Source organism: Aestuariivita sp., from assembly GCF_021404545.1.
Lineage (GTDB): Bacteria > Pseudomonadota > Alphaproteobacteria > Rhodobacterales > Rhodobacteraceae > Aestuariivita.
This window is the reverse complement of the sequence record NZ_JAAWWD010000034.1, coordinates 80,044-96,685: the sequence shown is the minus strand read 5'-3', so window position 1 is coordinate 96,685 and position 16,642 is coordinate 80,044. Positions and strand designations below refer to the sequence as shown.

Sequence of the window (16,642 nt, the reverse complement as noted above, 5' to 3'; positions counted from 1 at the left end):
GCAATGGCCGCCAAGATTACCACCGATACATGCGACATCCTGATCACTGCGGAAGAGGCGTTCCGCGCGTTTGAAACAGCGGTCTTGCGGGCCGAGACGCGGGTCGATGCGGGATTTCGCGTGTTTGATTTCACCACAAGCCTGCGGTCAGACGAGGCCCTTGCGATTGGCGACACCTGGTTCGATTTGCTGGCTTTCAAGCTGGACCAAGGCGTTGACGTCTCGCTCAAGCTCACCGATTTCGATCCCGTAGTGGCAGGAGAGATGCATGCCCACACCTGGCGGACGATCCGTCAGGCGGCCGCATTGCGCGAGATTGTGCGCCATCCCGAGCGGTTGACAGTGCGGGCCTCGATGCATGGCGGGCGGATCGGTTGGCTGGCGGCGATCGGGCTTTGGGTCAAATCCCGCGCGCTGGTCAGCAAAGCGGCAGAGCGTTACAATAGTCTGGACGGCAGAGCAAAGGCGCTGTTTGCGCTCGAACGCCCCGGTTTGCGGCCGCTGCTTGAGGTCGATTCAACGGGGACGGCCCGCGCCCAACGCTGGCCGCCAGCGCGCCTTGTGCCCGCGACACACCATCACAAACTGGCCGTCATTGATCGCAAGACCGTTTATATCGGCGGGCTTGATCTGAATGACCGCCGGTATGACACCAAGCGTCATGACAGGGACAATTCCGAAACCTGGCATGATGTGCAAGTGATGGTGCGGGACGCCGATCTCGCCCAGGCGGCGCAGGCGCATCTGGCCGAGTTCGATCAGATCACGTCGGGACAAACCGCGCCGACCGAGCTGCCCAAACCGTTCTTGCGCACACTGTCCGCGCCCCGCGCCGCTCCGGTCCTTTCCCTGTCGCCCTCCTGCCGGACGCGAAGCATCCGACAGGCTCATCTGGATCACATCGCCGCCGCGCAGGACCTGATCTATCTTGAGACGCAATTCCTCCGCGACCGCGACATTACACGCGCCCTTTGCAACGCTGCCAGGCGCAGGCCTGATCTGGGGCTTGTCGTCGTCCTGCCCGCCGCGCCCGAAGAGGTTGCCTTTGAAAATGCGGCCGGGTCTGATTCGCGATATGGGGAATACCTGCAAGCCAAGAGCCTGCTCCGGTTGCATCGCGCATTCGGGCTACGCCTGTTCGCGGGATCCCCGGTACAGCCCATCCGCAGAAAGTCGGATGACCGGAGCACGCTCAGCAACGCGCCCATGCTTTATGTCCATGCCAAGGTCTCTGTTTTTGACGATACCGCCGCGATTGTCTCCTCTGCCAATCTCAACGGGCGCAGCCTGAACTGGGACACCGAAGCGGGCGTCGAGGTGACGGATTCGGATCTTGTGAAACATCTCAAGCAGCGGTGCATCGGGCACTGGTTGCCCGACCGGGATCTTGAGCCGTATCTGAGGGGCAAGAACACCGTCCAAGCGTGGCACACCCATGCTCGGCTGAACGCAGAGACGGCGCCCGACATGCGCCTCTCCTTTATCGTGCCTTACAAGGTTGGCCCCGCGCGGCGCTTTGGCCGGAACCTGCCGGGTGTGCCGGAGGAAATGGTCTGACGCCCGCTTGCGCAGACCTCCCCACTGCGTCCGCGTGTTTGTCTGGCAGATCACAGCACCACGAAAAAAGAGACCCATGAACCGGGGCCAGATCCAAGGCGGAGAAGACTGCCGAAAGCCGCCGCGCAACATCGCCGGGGCGATTTGATGACGGCTGGCTTTCAGCCCGGCGATGGCGACCGGGAAATGCTCAACGGATTTTTTATGAGAGAGACCGCAAGGCCAAGGCCGGGATCCGGGAAGACGCCCGTCGATGGTTTGGCAAACCTCGTTGGCCAAGGACGCGCCCTGGACGACCGGGAGAAGGAAAGCGTCGGCACCGATTGTATTGGCCCGGCCTTTGCCGGGTTGCGCGGATATCCGCTCTGCTGGTCTGGATCTGGAACCGAAGACATATATAGCGCGTTGATCTTAGACCCGACCGGACTGGAAACGTCGCTGTATGCGACAGTCGACCGGCCAGCTGCATGCACCAAGGAGCCTAACCATGTCGGCAGACCAACCCGTGAGCACCGTTGTGGCGGCACTGGAAGAGGCGACAGAGACCGACGAGGTGTGCCTGCGCGATATCCTGTCGAACTTCGGCTCGGCCTCCTTCCCGTCAATTCTGCTGTTGGCTGCGCTGTTGCTGGTTTCTCCGCTCAGCGGTGTTCCTTTGCTGTCGAGCGCTATTGGCGGCCTGATCTTCCTGGTGGCGGTCCAAGGTATGATCGGACGCACATATCTCTGGCTACCGCGCCGGCTTATGGCCTGGAAACTCAACACCGCGCGGTCCGACAAGCCCCTTGATCGCGTCCTGCGCTTTGCGGAATGGCTGGATCGCGGCACCCAGGCGCGCTTGGCTCCGTTGGTCTCGCCTCCCGCCTCACGGGTCCTTTATGCCTTCTGCGCCTTGAGCGGCATATGCTTGCCATTGCTGGAGCTTCTTCCCTTCACGTCCAGCATGATCGGGGTCGCGGTGGCCTTGATCGCAACCGGGCTTTTGGCACGCGATGGGCTGATCGCGGTCCTGGGACTGGTCACATTGGGTTTGACCTCCTTGATTCCAGCCTTCGCCTTCTCCGCGCTCTTTGCGTAATCTTCAGATCTGATCGTCCCTGTCTGCTTGCTGCGCGGACGTTGCGTCACGATCGGATCGCTGGCGGCGGCGCAGCGACCAGGATGATGAGACCGCGATGACCCCGAGTGCCACCAGGACCACCCCAATTAGTCCGAACAGGAAAATCTCGTTCGTCATGCCGCGCAGTCCTTTCATCGGGTCTGGTCAAAAACGGTTTGGCGGGGGGAAAAGTTCCGGCATGTCCCTTTGGCCGCGCGCGACCCTCATACGGATCGGGCAGCGCCGTTCACTCAGACCTACGCGACAAGCGACTGAGTGCGGCCAAAAACATAGTCATCCCAAAGAAATTCCGGCGGAATGAAACCTTCCGGCCCGCAGTTCGTTTGTTAGACAGAGGACATTGAAAGGAGACAGACTGATGAAAACCGGATTCATTTTCGCCGCGATTGTCGCCGTCGCCGCCTTGGCGTTTGGCATCTATATGGTCGACATTGAGCAGACCGAAGAGACCAGACTGCCGAAAATCGACGTGACTGTTGAAGGCGGCAACGCTCCGGAGTTCGACGCACAGATCGGCGATATTGAAACGGGCACTGAGAAGGTCACGATCAGCGTACCGACCATCGATTTCCAGAGCCCGGAAGAAGAGGCGGCGGATAACAGCTAACCGTTCCCGCCCTCACATTGAGCCATTCAAGGAGCGCTCCCTGCAACGGGTGCGTTCCATTTTTGTGAACTGAAATTGATTATTGATGTCGGCAGGGACGTTGATGCGCTCAAAAGCGACATCGCAATCGAATATGGAACCAAGTCACGCCGCCCGCGTTGAGTGGTCCGAAGGCAGTTGGCGTGGGCCAACCGCCGCCACACTTATCAGGAGGTCAGGTTCATGCTTGGTTGGGCAGCTACATTTCTCGTCATCGCACTCATCGCCGCCGTTCTTGGGTTTGGCGGTATCGCAGGTGCATCCACAGGCATCGCGAAAATACTTTTCCTGATAGCAGTCCTGTTCTTTTTAGGATCCCTTGTCGCGCGTGCTTCGCGAAGCTAACCGAAACGCTTGGGTCCAGACATCCTGTCCTGGGTCACCCTTGACCGCCCGATCTCAAGCGAAAGCTGATCGGGCGGTTTGTCGTTTTGTGGCATTCCGGTGCACGGCCCAGGCCTAGGGGTCAGCTCAAGCGACGTGCCCTTCGTCAGACCGCCCATCCCAGTCCCGAACAAAAACAGACCGCTCGTGCCGCCAAATGGGACAGGACCCCGGAAGTCTTATCCGACAGAAGGCCCCGGATCCTATTAAGAGGGCAAATCAGGGGGGCGGTGTTGATAAAAGGGCAAATGCCGGTCAGGCTCTGCCAACGGCGATTGCCGATATGGGCTGAGCCTGTGACCATCAGGGCAGGCATATCAGCGCGCCAAACCCAGACCAAAGGACGCTATGCGCAACCTGCTTCGCCTCAAGATCGTTCCCTACCTGCAAGCCGCAAGGCGGATCAGCCGGATCTTGTGGGTGCGCGTGGCGATGATTCTGGCGCTCTCCATTTTGGCGGCGCTGTCGGCCGAAGCGCTGAACCCGCTGATACCTCAAGGGCCGAAAGACCGCTTTACGTCCGCCGCGACACTACCGATCCTCACGATCCTGGCCAATAGCATGCTGGCCGTCGCGACATTCTCTCTGGGTGTCATGGTCTCGTCGCACCGAACCATGGCCGAGCAGACAACCCCTCGTATTCACCGCCTGCTGATGGAAGACACCTCAACCCAAACAATGCTGGCGACATTCGTTGGCGCATTTGCGTTTGCGCTCTCGTCGATCATCCTCTTTCGGGCAGGGTATTACAGCGACAGCGCCTCCGTCATCGTATTCGGAGCCACGGTCTTGGTGGTGCTCGCAATCATCTTTTCGCTGGTGCGCTGGATCCATCAGCTCTCGCGGATCGGCAGCATGGACTACGCGCTTGAACGGATCGAGGACACGGCTCGCGAAACACTCATTGAGATGAAAAAACATCCCAATCTGGGCGGGCAGCGACACCCCGCTGATAAGCCCGCGCCAACGGAGGCTTCCGTGGTTCCGGCCACAGTGTCCGGCTATCTGCGCCGGGTCGACATGCAACAGCTGCAAGAGCTTGCTGAATCCGGCGGCAGTGTCGTTTACCTGAGCGTGCTACCGGGGGATTTGATCCTGACGGCAGAGCCTGTTGCATATGTTACGGGATCCGCGGATCTCAAGAAGATTGCGGATTGCATCGTGATTGCAACCAACCGCAGCTATGAGCAGGATCCAAGCTATGCCATCCAGGCAATGCGTGAAACGGCGTCAAAGGCCTTGTCGCCGGGGATCAACGATCCCGGCACCGCCATAGACGTTGTAACCCGGTTGGAGCGCTTGTTGTGGGATGTGTTGCAGACCGAGCCTGTCCAAGCTCAACCTGTCTATGACCGTGTTTTTGTCAGGCCCATCCCGGACAGCATCTTGATCGCCTCGGCATTTCGAGACATCTCACGCGACGGGGCGGCCTTTGTCGACGTTTTGCTGGCCGTTTCCCGAGCCCTGTCCTCGATGTCGAGCCGGTGTGACGCTTCGGCCCGAGACGAGGTTGAGGCATTGCGGACCGCGTTGCACGAATACGCCGAAATCGGGCTGACGACCCAGTCAGAACGCGAGAGGTTTCAAGCGGGACCGGCCTAGCGCACAGACCGTCTGCGGCGCTCCGGCGCCGTCCAGAGAGCGGATTTCGAGCCTTGCGGTCCACGATCCCGCACGCCGTGGCCATTCGAAGTGCGTCCGGTTGCAGCGCCAAAGCTTCACCCGCGCAGGGTGATCCCGGACGGATTGCAAGGCGGCGCATCAAACCACCTGGATCGTTTGACCTCGGACACCTAGTCCTCCACGCTCCCTCGCATCCGTTTGACTGCGCCTCGCACCTTCTTTTCTTTCAATCGACGTTCGACCGACCCTTTGGTGGGGCGGGTCGGTCGCCGCTTCTTGGGCACCACGATCGCCTTGCGCACCAGTTCTGCCAGCCGGTCACGCGCGATCTCTCGGTTGCGGGCCTGCGAGCGGGTCTCGTCGCATTGGATCACCAGCGCCCCTTCCTTGGTCCAGCGACGCCCGGCCAGACGTCGCAGGCGGCGCTTGACCGGCTCGGTCAGCGCCGGAGACCGCTCTGCCTCAAACCGAAGCTCTACTGCCGTGGCAACCTTGTTCACGTTCTGCCCGCCGGGCCCCGAGGCGCGGACGAACTGTTCGGTCAGCTCCCACTCCGCGATCTCGATAGTGTCGTTGATCCTCAGCATGATGTCCTGATGCGTCTCGTCTCTCTGTGTCCAGGTTCCAGTTTCTCACGAAAAAGGGCCACCTGTAAGGGCGGCCCTTTCGAAAGCTTCAGGAGGGGGTGTCGGTTAGACCTCAAAGGTTAATCGACGCCACCGTGGGTGGTCATGCGACCACCAAGGGTTGCCTCAGCAGGCGACCTCCCACGTTGTCCCGACACCTCTCTCCAACATCTTTCTTGACACTGGATCACCTCCTTTCGATTTGTTGAACCTAGTCTGAGCATGGCACGGCTCTTTCCAAGCTCCAAACAAAATCGTCACACCATATGCGCGCGCCGCTCCAACCGCTGAACGATCAGGCGGAACGGGATCAGGGCGATCAGCGCGAGCGACAGCTTGACCATCCAGTCTGCGACAGCGAGCGAGACCCACAACGGCACCTCGGGCCCCATTCCCAAAAGCGGCAGAACCTCATTGGCCCAGGCGACATCTGTCGCGGGGTCGATCCAGCCCAACGTGTCCGAGAACGCAATGGAGAAGAAAAGGGCAGTGTCCACGGTCGAGCCGATCAGGGTGGAGGCCAGCGGGGCGATCCACCAGACACGATCGCGCAGGGCCGAAAAGATCCCCACGTCCAAGAGCTGAGCCGTCAGGAATGCCAGGCCCGAGCCGATGGCAATGCGGAAGGTGACCAGGGGGCCGAACTCTCCCATGATCTGGGTGCCGATGAGTGAGCAGAAGATCCCCACAAGAAACCCGATGAACACAACCGTGCGCGCAGGTCCCGCGCCATAGATGCGGTTCATCAGGTCAGTGACCAAGAACGCCAGTGGATAGGTAAAGGCGCCCCACGTCAGCCAATTGCCGAACAGATGTTGAACAAGGATGTTGGAGGCGACAACGATGGCCGCCATGGCGATGATTCCGGGAAGATGTGCGCGTGTCATGTCTGCTTTCCGTTTTGACAAGGTTGCGGAGACTTGGCCCCGAACGGGACAGCCGCGCACCTAGCCCGTTGCGCGGGATCGCGCAAGTCATTCCGTCAGGACATACTCGACGATCTGCGTGCGCATCACCGACCAGAAATTGTTATCCGCGACCATTGATACGACTAACCGACCCGTGCCGTCGCGCCACAATGACAACCCTTCGAGATTGCCGAACTGTCCGGGTCGGCTGGTGAACAACGCTAACTCATCCTCCGGTCCGTCTGGCGCCAGCGTCCATCGACGCAGGCGGGACTGAAAGCCCAGAAACGTGACGCGGCGCTCAAGCAAGTAGAAGTGCCCATCAGGCCCGATATCCGCTGATACGGCCAGAAACCCAGCCCGTTTGCGCAGGAAGAACGCGCGCTCCCAATATGCGCCGTCCCATCGCCATACCGGAAACCCCTGCCGACCGGAGCGGGGGCGCTCTGGCAGGGTGTAAAGGCGGCCTTGTGCGTCGATGGCCAGCGCCTCCATCCCGGTATTGCGCCCGAAATCGGCAAAGGCGTCCGGGACCGGCAGGCGAATGGTCCTCCCGCGTGTCAGATCATAGCGGCGCAGGCTGTGATCCTGCTCGAACGAAATGAAGAGCGCGCCATCGGTGGTCTTGGCCATACCTTCGCTGTCAGAACGTCGATTGGCGAAACGGCGGTTATTCTCATCGCTGAGCTGTACCTGGCCATCGATCTCGATACCCGTGATGTTATCTCCTGCCCGCAAGACTGTTGTCTGAAAGAGGGTGCCGCGGTCGGTCAGGACCGTCGCGCGGGTGCCGTCGGCCTCTATGACAAGGGCCGACAAGCCGCCAATACCCGGCGCCGACCAGTCATAGACACCTGTCAGCCGCGCGCCTGTCTCACCGGGCCAGACCGGGCGCAGGACGATCACGATCAGACACAGGACTATTGCGAGCGCAGGACCGAGGCGCATTGCTGTGGCAGATCGGCCAGAACCAGTTCACGCCGAGGGGTGCGCGGGGTCTTGGGGGCATTGGGATCGGGCGGCGGCGGGTTGAGAATGTTATTGACCCATTCCTGGGCATCGGCACATCCATCCCCACGCGGCGGCGGATCCTGGTCTACGCATCCGCGCATGCCCCTTGGGCAGGCCAGCCGCACATGAAAATGATAATGGTGCCCGAACCATGGCCGGATTTTCCGCAGCCATTTGCGATTGCCCTTTTCGTCATTGCACATTTGCACCTTGGCGCCCGGGAATACGAAAATGCGCGCCACCCGCGGGTCTTTGGCGGCCGCGCGCAGAATGCGGTGGTGGGCGCGGCTCCAGTCGCCGTTGACAAAGGCACCCTTGGCCCGCCGCATGGAAATCGACGAGATGTCTTCGCGTTTCGAACGGCTGAGGTTGAGGTTTGACGCGGGCAGCATCCAGATGTCGATGTCCAGCCCGATCTGGTGAGAGCGGTGCCCGCTCAGCATCGGCCCGCCGCGCGGTTGGCTGATATCCCCGATGTAAAGCCCGCGCCACCCCGGTTGGGTGGCGGCAAAGGCGCTGAGATCCTTGACGAAATCAATCGCATCCGGATGCCCCCAGTTGCGGTTCCGGCTCAATCGCATGGCCTGCCAGGTGGGGCCGGTTTCGGGCAATTGCACGGCGCCCGCGACGCATCCCTTAGCATAACTGCCCAGCGGAGTGGGCGCTTGGGCGGAGGCCGTCTTCTTCGCGCCGAACTGTTGCTTTGCCAAAGGCTCGGCCGCCGCCGGAGCGGCCAGTGCCAGGCCCAGCCCGAGAATGGAAAACAGATGTCGCAGTCTCATGCGCGCGTCTCTCCGTCCGGTTTGACCCAGATTAGCAGAAAAAGACCCAGTCCGAAAAGAAACACCAGCGGGGTAACGCCCAGCCGCTGACTGCCCGTGATGTCCGAGACCAGCGCGATCAGTGCGGGTGCCACGAACGTGGTGGCCTTGCCCGACAGCGCATAGAGGCCGAAGGCTTCGGTCATGCGTTCAGGGTTTCCTTGGCGGGTCAGCATGTTGCGGCTGGAGCTTTGCAGCACGCCACCCGCAGCCCCGATCAGAATGCCCGCCAGATAGAACATCTGGTTGGGCAGGGCCGATCCGTCGGCCACAGGCAGCCACAGGACAGAAGTCGGCGTCAGCGAGATGATCAGGAGTGCTGTCAGCATCATGATCAGGCAGCAGGTCACGATCACCGGTTTTGGTCCCACCGCGCGGTCGATATAGCCCGCGATCCAACAGAAAATCGCGCCGCTGATGGCAGCCGTGATACCGAAAATGCCGATCTCGATAATCGACCACCCCAGCACGCCCGCGGCATAGATCCCGCCGAACGTATACATTCCGTTCAGCGCATCGCGGTAGAACATCGACGACCCGAGATAGGCCAGAAGACTGGGATTGCCCGGCAGGTTCTTCAACGTGTGGATCAGTTCGGTAATGCCCGAGCCGAAGCGGTACTTCAGGCGCGGCTCATATGCGTCGTCGCGCACCCACAAAAAGAACGGGATCATAAAGACTGCGAACCATATCGCGGTCATTGGTCCCACGATACGGGTATCGGCCTTGGTGCCCGGATCCAGACCGAAGAGCGGCTCTATCCCCGCCATCGTTACCCCGTTCGGGCCTGCCTGAAACAGCATCAGCATGATGATCAACGCCACCACGCCGCCGACATATCCAAACGCCCAGCCCGAGCCCGATATCCGGCCCAGTTCGTTCTTTGGGCCCATCGAGGGGAGGTAGGAGTTGGTGAAGATCGTGGCGAACTCCATCCCGATCAGGCCGATCCCGAAAAAGGCAAGGACCATGGCAGGATCGAACGCCTCCGGTGCGCTCCACCAGGTGCCAACGGCACCGATGAAATAGAGGATCGAAAACAGCTTGATCCACGGCATTCTCTTGCCTGTGCTGTCGGCGATCGAGCCCAGGATAGGCGCAAGAATGGCGATCATGATCCCCGTGATGGTCAGGCCATACCCCCACCAGGCCTGCGCCTGTGCCTGGGCGGCCAGTTCCGGTATGCCATCCGCCATCAGATGCGCCGCCGCCGTCTGGGCGAAATAAGGACCGAAGATAAAGGTCAGCATGAGCGTATTGTAGGGCTGGCTGGCCCAGTCAAAGAAGTACCAACCCCAGATCCGTTTGCGCAATGAAATGCCGCCAACCATCGCGGGATGTGCCGTATCTGCCATGAGGCCTCGCTGTGTTTAGGCCGAATGAGACACGGGAATTGTAACAGGGGCAAGTTATTCTTTTACCAATTGGTCAACCATGGCTTTGCACGAACACTTGCCCTTTGTTCACCCGGCGCTTAGGTCAGAAGCTGAGAACAAAAGGAGCTTTGCGCCCATGCTCGCTATTTACGGTCCGCTGCAACTGATCCTCAGCGTCGTTTATTTTGTGATGATCGTACACATCATCATGAGCTGGCTGATCAATTTCCAGGTGCTGAACCTGAACCAGCCGCTGGTGTCTCAGATCTGGGCGGGGCTGAACCGGCTGCTGGAGCCGATCTATCAGCCGATCCGCCGCTTCATGCCCGATACGCGGCCGTTGGATCTGGCGCCGCTGGTTGCACTGATCATCGTGATCTCGCTCAGGGCCTATGTGCTGCCGGTGTTGTTCGGTTTTGCGTGATCTGACCTTGTTCACCGAATCTTAGTATGGGACAGTCACCCGTAAGAGCAGATAGATAAAGTCTTACAGGGTTCCCAAGATGCCGCCTGCCGCCACGCTTTTGCGCGACGTGTTTGGATTCGATGCCTTCCGCCCCGGGCAAGAAGAGATCGTTGACGCCGTATGCGCCGACCAGAATGTGCTGGCGATCATGCCAACGGGGGGCGGCAAGTCCTTGTGTTTCCAATTGCCCGCGCTGATGCGCGATGGGGTGACGGTGGTGATCTCGCCGCTGATTGCATTGATGCGCGATCAGGTTCGCGCCTTGCAAGAGGCCGGGGTTGCGGCGGGCGCGTTGACCTCTGGCAACACGCCGGAGGAGACGGATGCCGTTTGGCAGGCCCTGGAAAACGGGCGGCTCAAGCTTCTTTACATCGCACCCGAACGGCTGTCGTCCGGATCTGCGACGGACATGCTGCGCCGCATCGGCGTCAGCCTGATCGCGGTGGATGAGGCGCATTGCGTCAGCCAGTGGGGTCATGATTTCCGCCCCGACTACCTGCGCATCGGTGCGTTGCGGCAGGCGCTGGATGTTCCGCTGGCTGCGTTCACGGCGACCGCAGACGCCGAAACCCAGGTCGAGATCGTCCAAAAGCTCTTTGACGGGGAGGCGCCCCGCGCCTTTCTGCGCGGGTTCGACAGGCCCAACCTGCATCTGGCTTTTGCGGCCAAGGACAATCCGCGCCGCCAGATCCTGGGCTTTGCCGATGCCCGCCGGGGCCAATCCGGCATTGTCTATTGCGGCACGCGGGCCAAGACGGAAACGCTCGCCCTCGCCCTGCGCGAAGCGGGGCATAGCGCGTGCCACTATCACGGCGGGATGGAGGCTGAGGATCGCCGCACCACCGAACGCCGGTTTCAGCAGGAGGACGGCCTGATCGTAGTGGCCACTGTCGCCTTTGGGATGGGGGTCGATAAGCCTGATATCCGTTGGGTGGCCCATGCCGACCTGCCCAAATCCATCGAAGCCTATTATCAGGAAATCGGCCGCGCGGGCCGCGATGGCGCCCCGGCCGAGACGCTGACCCTTTTTGGGCCCGATGATATCCGCCTGCGCCGCAGCCAGATTGACGAAGGGCTTGTCCCGCCCGAACGCCGCATGGCCGATCACGCACGGCTCAATGCGTTGTTGGGGCTGGCCGAAGCGCTGGAATGCCGCCGCAAGACCCTGCTGGGATACTTCGGAGAGACCGAGGTGAGTTGCGGGCACTGCGATCTCTGCGACAGCCCAGCCGAAACCTTTGACGGCACAACGCCGGTGCGCATGGCGCTGTCGGCGATCCTGCGGACCGAAGAATGGTTCGGGGCAGGCCATCTGATCGATATCCTGACCGGTACGCTGACCGATAAGGTGCGGGCGCGTCGTCATGATGATCTGCCCACGTTCAATGTCGGCAAAGACTATGACCGGCGCCAATGGCAGGCGGTGTTTCGCCAGATGATGGGCCATGATCTGATCCGCCCCGACCCCGAACGCCATGGCGCGCTGCGGATGACTGACGCCGCCCGCCCGATCCTGCGCGGCGAGGCCCAGATCACGCTGCGCCGCGACAGCATCGCCAAGGCGCCCCGCAGACCCGCAGTCAAAATGTTGGTTTCCGAAGAGGATGCGCCGCTGCTTTCGGCGCTCAAGGCCAAGCGGCGAGCTCTGGCCGAGGCCGCGCGCGTGCCGGCGTATGTGATCTTTCCCGATCGCACCCTGATCGAAATGGCCGAGAAACGGCCCGCGACCCTGGATGACATGGCGCGCATCGGCGGGGTGGGCGCAAAAAAGCTCGATCGCTATGGCCGCAGCTTTCTTGAGGTGATCGCGGGCGATGCGCCCCCCGTGCATCCTGCACGCCAGAAACTGGCGGGGCGCGAGGCCGGATCGCTTTATGACCGCCTTCTTGAAGTGCAGGCTGACCTCGCCCGGGGTGCAAACGGCGCCGACAAGCCCTTGAGCTGTTCGGCGTCGCTTTTGGCGAAGGTGGCACAGATCCGCCCGAACAACGCCCAGACAATGGAGCAGCTGTTGGGCGAGCGCCGTGCGCAACGCTTTGGAGAGGCGTTTCTGGACGTCCTGCGCGCAGCGAGCTAAATCAAGATCCAACTTCAAACCAAGGGGGAATTCATGCTGGTCGTCATCTCACCTGCCAAACGTCTGGACTGGTCCGAACGCAACGGACCCGTCACAGAGCCGGAGTTTCAGACCGACGCGATCCGGCTTGTCAAAACCGCGCGCAATCTGACGCTGGGCGATCTGCAACAACTGATGGATATCAGCCCCGATCTGGCGCGCCTGAACCGCGACAGGTTCCGGGACTTCGCCGAAACCCCCGAGGCCGAGGCCGTGCGCCCCGCCGCGCTGGCCTTTGCGGGCGACACCTATCAAGGGCTGGAGGCGGCCACGCTGGACCCCGATGAAATGGCCTGGGCGCAGGATCATCTGCGGATCCTGTCGGGGCTTTATGGTGTGCTGCGTCCCCGTGATGCGATCCAGCCCTACCGGCTGGAGATGGGCAGCCGCCTCAAGACCCGGCGCGGGCCATCGCTCTATGCCTATTGGGGCGACCGGATCGCCAAGGCGCTGAATGCGCAGGCCAGGGCAACGGGCGCAAAGGTGTTGATCAACTGCGCCAGTCAGGAGTATTTCGGCGCGGTCGATCTCAAGGCGCTCGACCCCCGCGTGATCACGCCGGTCTTCATGGAGGACAAGGACAAGGGCCCCAAGATCGTGAGCTTTTTTGCGAAAAAGGCGCGCGGCGCCATGGCGCGTTTCGTCGTGCAGCGGCGTCTGACCGATCCCGCCGCGTTACAGGATTTTGACCTGGGCGGCTATGAGTTCCGCCCGGACTTATCGGAGGCGGACAAGCCGGTCTTCGTGCGGCCTCAGATGGCACTGAAAAAGGCGTCATAGGGGCGCGGGCCATATGCCTTTGGTTCCGGGCGCAGGGGTCGCCAACGGTTGTGCCATGCCGGTAGGAGGGCGATCGCCCAATGTGGCGCTCAAATCGGTTGTCGCAGCAGTCTGGTTTGAAGGGTGTGCCCTGAGCCGCGACTTGTGCTGCACCCTTGGCGGAGGAGCGTATCGTGGCACGTGTGCAAGAAGGTTTGCCTTGCCATGTGGCCGCGCCCCGGTCGCGCATGGACCTCAAGCCGGGCATCACGCGCAGCAGGGGATGCGCCCGATCCGCACCGCCTGGTGTTCATTCCTAGAACCGCTGTGACCACCGAGATGACCCACCCGCATGGGCAATCCGGATAGGGGCAGAGACTGGAAGCGGCCCCGCCGTGCAGTCATTGGCGGACCCAGACGGTTATCGCCGCACTGCGCATCGAAGACCGGGTCATGCTCTGCGATCTGGACGATTCAATGCACCGTGCACCTTTCGAGTTCGATGTGGAATCACAACGCGCGCCGATATGTCAGAGGGGCGGAGTGACGATGACCGGCAATCTGTCCTCCAGCAAGTCGGCATGAGCGCACGGAAATCGGCCGCTGTTCGTGCCGCCCCACGGTTCAGATCCCTCCCTGATCGAGAGGGCCTGGTCCGAACTGATGGCCCATCTCCGGCGCCTCATGGCAAGATCGCTCGATGTGCCTTTTCGCTGCATCGCACAAACACGCACCCCTTGCCGCCAGACGATCACATAAACGTCTTCACAACCCTTGGGCTTCTTGCATGTCGCGGAGCGGTGTCGTGGCGACAATTGTCGGCTCGGTATCCGTTACCAATACCGCCAAGACGGCAATGGCAAGCGGGCAGGCGGTGATCTGCTTTGATTGTCCCCGATCCAAGCATTCGGGCACATCGCAACACCCGTGACGCCACTTTGCGCCCCGGAACCTTGGTCGCTCACGGTGTGGCCTCCCGGTTCAGCGACCGAAGGTCGGTGGGCCGATGCGCGGTAATTTCATCCAGAATGACCTGCTTGCGCAGCGGTTTGGTAATGCATTTGTCAATCCCGGCCGAAAGGATTTCTGCCTGTTCGGTCTCCATCATATGGGCGGTCAGCGCCACGATCGGCACCTGGCGGCCTTGCGTGCCCTCCATCTGGCGGATGTGGCGGGCCGCCTCCTTGCCATCCATGATCGGCATGGAGATATCCATGAACACCAGATCTGGCTCAAATTCGGGGAATGCAGCAATCGCCTCTTCGCCGTTTTCGGCAAAGCGCAGGTCGACCTGTTCGTTCTTGAGCATCCGGCTCAGGATCAATCGGTTGGTTGCATTGTCTTCGGCGGCGAGAATACGCATCTTACGAGCCTGCGGGTCCAAGGGCGGCTCGGCGGGCTCCTGCCGCGGGGATCCGTCCTGGGATGTTGCCGCTTCGCGCATCGCGTCCAGCTGCGAAAACAGCGCGGCCCGGCCCACCGGTTTTTGCAGCACTCCAGCGAAAAGATCCGGTGCGATTGCCTCCATCGACTGGCCAGAAACCAGGATAACCGGCAAATCGACACCGCCCTGGCGCAAGGCTTCGGTCAACTCTACCGCACCCATGTCAGGCATGTCCTGATCCAGTATCATCGCATCGAACGGCCCATCCTGTTGCAGGGCGGTCAGCGCATCGGTGCCGCTGACGCAGGGGGTGGCGGCAATGCCAAGCTGATCCAGCCGTTTGCACAGGATGCTGCCGCTGAGCGCGTTGGTGTCCACCACGAGCACGCGTTTTAGCACATCCGACATATCCGGCGGTAAAGCGTGCGCGCCAGCCAGCGGCAGCGAAATGCGAACACCAAAGCAGGCGCCTCGCCCGGCTTCGGATTCGACCCACATTTCGCCATCCATCAGCTTGACCAGCCGCTGGACAATCGCCAGACCCAGCCCTGTCCCTTCGAACTTGCGGTTCTGGGAATCCTCAACCTGATTGAACTCGCCAAAAATGTGCTCGATTTTGTCGGCTTCGATGCCGATCCCGGTATCCTCCACCGTGATGTGAATATCGACGGTCTGTTCATTTTCGGCCAACACACCGGTCAACCGGATCAGAACATGGCCCTTTTCGGTGAATTTGACCGCGTTCCCGGCAAGGTTGGTCAACACCTGGCGGATGCGCCCGACATCACCCATGACCGAAACCGGCAGGAAGAGATCGCAATCCACAGCAAGCATCAGCCCCTTGTCGCGCGCTGCGGGTTGGAGCAACATGATGACCTCATGCACGCACCGTTCCAGATCGAAAGGTTCAGGATGCAGTGTCAGCTTTTGCGCCTCGATCTTGGAGTAGTCGAGGATGTCGTTGATGATCACCAGCAGCGCCTCGCCTGAATTCTTGATGGTCGAAACATAGAGGCGCTGTTCCTCTGTAAGATCTGTGTCGGTCATCAATTCGGCCATGCCGACGACACCGTTCATCGGCGTTCGGATCTCATGGCTCATATTCGCCAGGAAAGCCGATTTGGCTCGGCTTGCCGCCTCGGCCTTGGCGCGGGCGGCTTCAAGCTGTGCCTCATAACGGACACCGGCAGTGATGTTGAGCGCCAATGAAACCACGTCGCCGCCATGTCCGCGTTGGTCGATCAACCGGATGAACTGGTTGTTCCACAGCCGGATCACCACCGGCTCGGGCGTGGGGCATCCCCATCGCTCAAGCATCCAGGCGCGCCACTCGTCAGGCGCGCGATCTTCGGTATTGACGATCCCTTCATCGGTCATGATCTGCAGGATACGTGCATAGCTGATCCCGGGACCGACCTCCTCAAGCTTGTCAAAGACTGACAGATACGAGGTATTGGCGCCGATCATACGCCCATCCACATCGAAAAAGGCAAAGCCGTCCTGGATTGTGCGGATCGACAGCCAAAGGCGACGCTCAGCAATCTCGACCTTTTCGTTCGCGATATCCAGATCGTAGCGATAACGCTCATTCTCGTCACGGACAGTGGCAACCTCCGCCTCTGTCGCGCCAATGCGGCGGGTCAGCGCCAAGGCGTGCTGGCCCAGCTTGCGGTTCGCGGCATGTAGTTCGGCCTGCTTGAGCTCAAGCAAGCGTTCCGCTGCCAGCCGCGCGCGCCGCTCCTCCGCCAGTTTTCCAGCAAGGTTCATCCCAAAGGCTCCACCGGACGCATCGGCCCCGATCTTGTGTTCGCACCTGCCAAAATGAAACGTCAGGGTGAAGGATTC

The 16,642-nt window shown here is 61.1% G+C and carries 15 protein-coding genes; 8 read left to right on the top strand and 7 right to left on the bottom strand.

Translation table 11 applies throughout. From position 1 onward, the window contains the following. Nucleotides 1-3: 3 nt before the first annotated feature. Both HEP69_RS10635 and HEP69_RS10630 read left to right on the top strand, forming a co-directional pair. Nucleotides 4-1,557, top strand: coding sequence for a phospholipase D-like domain-containing protein (locus tag HEP69_RS10635; RefSeq protein ID WP_290558501.1), 1,554 nt, complete (start codon nucleotides 4-6; stop codon nucleotides 1,555-1,557). A 487-nt stretch (nucleotides 1,558-2,044) separates the two neighbouring features. Then, nucleotides 2,045-2,635, top strand: coding sequence for an exopolysaccharide biosynthesis protein (locus HEP69_RS10630; protein WP_290558500.1), 591 nt, complete (start codon nucleotides 2,045-2,047; stop codon nucleotides 2,633-2,635). Nucleotides 2,636-2,638: 3 nt separating this feature from the next. Here HEP69_RS10630 and HEP69_RS10625 read toward each other — a convergent pair whose 3' ends face one another. Continuing rightward, nucleotides 2,639-2,794 (bottom strand): hypothetical protein, encoded by a 156-nt coding sequence (locus tag HEP69_RS10625; protein WP_290558499.1) that lies wholly within the window; start codon nucleotides 2,792-2,794, stop codon nucleotides 2,639-2,641. Nucleotides 2,795-3,035: 241 nt separating this feature from the next. Here HEP69_RS10625 and HEP69_RS10620 point away from each other — a divergent pair, with 241 nt between their 5' ends. From HEP69_RS10620 to HEP69_RS10610, 3 genes are all read left to right on the top strand, one after another. Then, the gene (locus HEP69_RS10620; RefSeq protein ID WP_290558498.1) at nucleotides 3,036-3,284 is read left to right on the top strand and encodes a hypothetical protein; all 249 of its coding nucleotides are present in this window, start codon (nucleotides 3,036-3,038) and stop codon (nucleotides 3,282-3,284) included. Nucleotides 3,285-3,506: 222 nt separating this feature from the next. Then, nucleotides 3,507-3,668 carry a DUF1328 domain-containing protein gene (locus HEP69_RS10615; RefSeq protein ID WP_290558497.1) on the top strand — a complete coding sequence of 54 codons (162 nt, stop codon included), beginning with the start codon at nucleotides 3,507-3,509 and terminating at the stop codon, nucleotides 3,666-3,668. Nucleotides 3,669-4,055: 387 nt separating this feature from the next. Beyond that, on the top strand, nucleotides 4,056-5,309 hold the full coding sequence (locus tag HEP69_RS10610; protein ID WP_290558496.1) for a DUF2254 domain-containing protein: 1,254 nt from the start codon (nucleotides 4,056-4,058) through the stop codon (nucleotides 5,307-5,309). A gap of 191 nt (nucleotides 5,310-5,500) precedes the next feature. Here HEP69_RS10610 and arfB read toward each other — a convergent pair whose 3' ends face one another. The 5 genes from arfB to HEP69_RS10585 all read right to left on the bottom strand — a co-directional run bounded on the left by arfB (nucleotide 5,501) and on the right by HEP69_RS10585 (nucleotide 10,051). After that, a complete protein-coding gene (arfB, locus tag HEP69_RS10605) occupies nucleotides 5,501-5,917 on the bottom strand; it encodes an alternative ribosome rescue aminoacyl-tRNA hydrolase ArfB (protein ID WP_290558495.1) in 417 nt (138 codons plus the stop codon). A gap of 296 nt (nucleotides 5,918-6,213) precedes the next feature. After that, nucleotides 6,214-6,843 (bottom strand): queuosine precursor transporter, encoded by a 630-nt coding sequence (locus HEP69_RS10600; RefSeq protein ID WP_290558494.1) that lies wholly within the window; start codon nucleotides 6,841-6,843, stop codon nucleotides 6,214-6,216. 87 nt (nucleotides 6,844-6,930) lie between these two features. Continuing rightward, complete coding sequence (locus HEP69_RS10595) at nucleotides 6,931-7,812, bottom strand: esterase-like activity of phytase family protein (RefSeq protein WP_290558493.1); 882 nt, start codon at nucleotides 7,810-7,812, stop codon at nucleotides 6,931-6,933. Then, the gene (mepA, locus tag HEP69_RS10590) at nucleotides 7,785-8,657 is read right to left on the bottom strand and encodes a penicillin-insensitive murein endopeptidase (RefSeq protein WP_290558492.1); all 873 of its coding nucleotides are present in this window, start codon (nucleotides 8,655-8,657) and stop codon (nucleotides 7,785-7,787) included. Before mepA ends, HEP69_RS10595 begins: the two co-directional genes overlap by 28 nt. Next, nucleotides 8,654-10,051: an MFS transporter gene (locus HEP69_RS10585; RefSeq protein WP_290558491.1), complete on the bottom strand. Its 1,398-nt coding sequence runs from the start codon at nucleotides 10,049-10,051 to the stop codon at nucleotides 8,654-8,656. Before HEP69_RS10585 ends, mepA begins: the two co-directional genes overlap by 4 nt. Before the next feature lie 157 nt (nucleotides 10,052-10,208). Here HEP69_RS10585 and HEP69_RS10580 point away from each other — a divergent pair, with 157 nt between their 5' ends. The 3 genes from HEP69_RS10580 (at nucleotide 10,209) to yaaA (ending at nucleotide 13,434) form a co-directional block, all read left to right on the top strand. Beyond that, entirely contained in the window at nucleotides 10,209-10,496 is a 288-nt protein-coding gene (locus tag HEP69_RS10580; RefSeq protein WP_290558490.1) for a YggT family protein, read from the top strand. A gap of 79 nt (nucleotides 10,497-10,575) precedes the next feature. Next, nucleotides 10,576-12,615 carry a DNA helicase RecQ gene (gene recQ, locus HEP69_RS10575; protein WP_290558489.1) on the top strand — a complete coding sequence of 680 codons (2,040 nt, stop codon included), beginning with the start codon at nucleotides 10,576-10,578 and terminating at the stop codon, nucleotides 12,613-12,615. 33 nt (nucleotides 12,616-12,648) lie between these two features. Further along, complete coding sequence (gene yaaA, locus HEP69_RS10570) at nucleotides 12,649-13,434, top strand: peroxide stress protein YaaA (RefSeq protein WP_290558488.1); 786 nt, start codon at nucleotides 12,649-12,651, stop codon at nucleotides 13,432-13,434. Between the two features lie 940 nt (nucleotides 13,435-14,374). Here yaaA and HEP69_RS10565 read toward each other — a convergent pair. Further along, on the bottom strand, nucleotides 14,375-16,564 hold the full coding sequence (locus tag HEP69_RS10565) for a response regulator (RefSeq protein ID WP_290558487.1): 2,190 nt from the start codon (nucleotides 16,562-16,564) through the stop codon (nucleotides 14,375-14,377). Between the last annotated feature and the right edge of the window lie 78 nt (nucleotides 16,565-16,642).

What these genes read in the sequence shown, in the direction of transcription:
- HEP69_RS10580 (WP_290558490.1), top strand. Translation starts at nt 10,209, where the DNA reads ATGCTCGCTATTTACGGTCCGCTGCAACTGATCCTCAGCGTCGTTTAT.
- HEP69_RS10615 (WP_290558497.1), top strand. Translation starts at nt 3,507, where the DNA reads ATGCTTGGTTGGGCAGCTACATTTCTCGTCATCGCACTCATCGCCGCC.
- HEP69_RS10625 (WP_290558499.1), bottom strand. Translation starts at nt 2,794, where the DNA reads ATGACGAACGAGATTTTCCTGTTCGGACTAATTGGGGTGGTCCTGGTG.
- yaaA (WP_290558488.1), top strand. Translation starts at nt 12,649, where the DNA reads ATGCTGGTCGTCATCTCACCTGCCAAACGTCTGGACTGGTCCGAACGC.
- mepA (WP_290558492.1), bottom strand. Translation starts at nt 8,657, where the DNA reads ATGAGACTGCGACATCTGTTTTCCATTCTCGGGCTGGGCCTGGCACTG.
- HEP69_RS10595 (WP_290558493.1), bottom strand. Translation starts at nt 7,812, where the DNA reads ATGCGCCTCGGTCCTGCGCTCGCAATAGTCCTGTGTCTGATCGTGATC.
- HEP69_RS10635 (WP_290558501.1), top strand. Translation starts at nt 4, where the DNA reads ATGGCCGCCAAGATTACCACCGATACATGCGACATCCTGATCACTGCG.
- HEP69_RS10565 (WP_290558487.1), bottom strand. Translation starts at nt 16,564, where the DNA reads ATGAACCTTGCTGGAAAACTGGCGGAGGAGCGGCGCGCGCGGCTGGCA.
- HEP69_RS10620 (WP_290558498.1), top strand. Translation starts at nt 3,036, where the DNA reads ATGAAAACCGGATTCATTTTCGCCGCGATTGTCGCCGTCGCCGCCTTG.
- HEP69_RS10610 (WP_290558496.1), top strand. Translation starts at nt 4,056, where the DNA reads ATGCGCAACCTGCTTCGCCTCAAGATCGTTCCCTACCTGCAAGCCGCA.
- HEP69_RS10630 (WP_290558500.1), top strand. Translation starts at nt 2,045, where the DNA reads ATGTCGGCAGACCAACCCGTGAGCACCGTTGTGGCGGCACTGGAAGAG.
- HEP69_RS10600 (WP_290558494.1), bottom strand. Translation starts at nt 6,843, where the DNA reads ATGACACGCGCACATCTTCCCGGAATCATCGCCATGGCGGCCATCGTT.
- arfB (WP_290558495.1), bottom strand. Translation starts at nt 5,917, where the DNA reads ATGCTGAGGATCAACGACACTATCGAGATCGCGGAGTGGGAGCTGACC.
- recQ (WP_290558489.1), top strand. Translation starts at nt 10,576, where the DNA reads ATGCCGCCTGCCGCCACGCTTTTGCGCGACGTGTTTGGATTCGATGCC.
- HEP69_RS10585 (WP_290558491.1), bottom strand. Translation starts at nt 10,051, where the DNA reads ATGGCAGATACGGCACATCCCGCGATGGTTGGCGGCATTTCATTGCGC.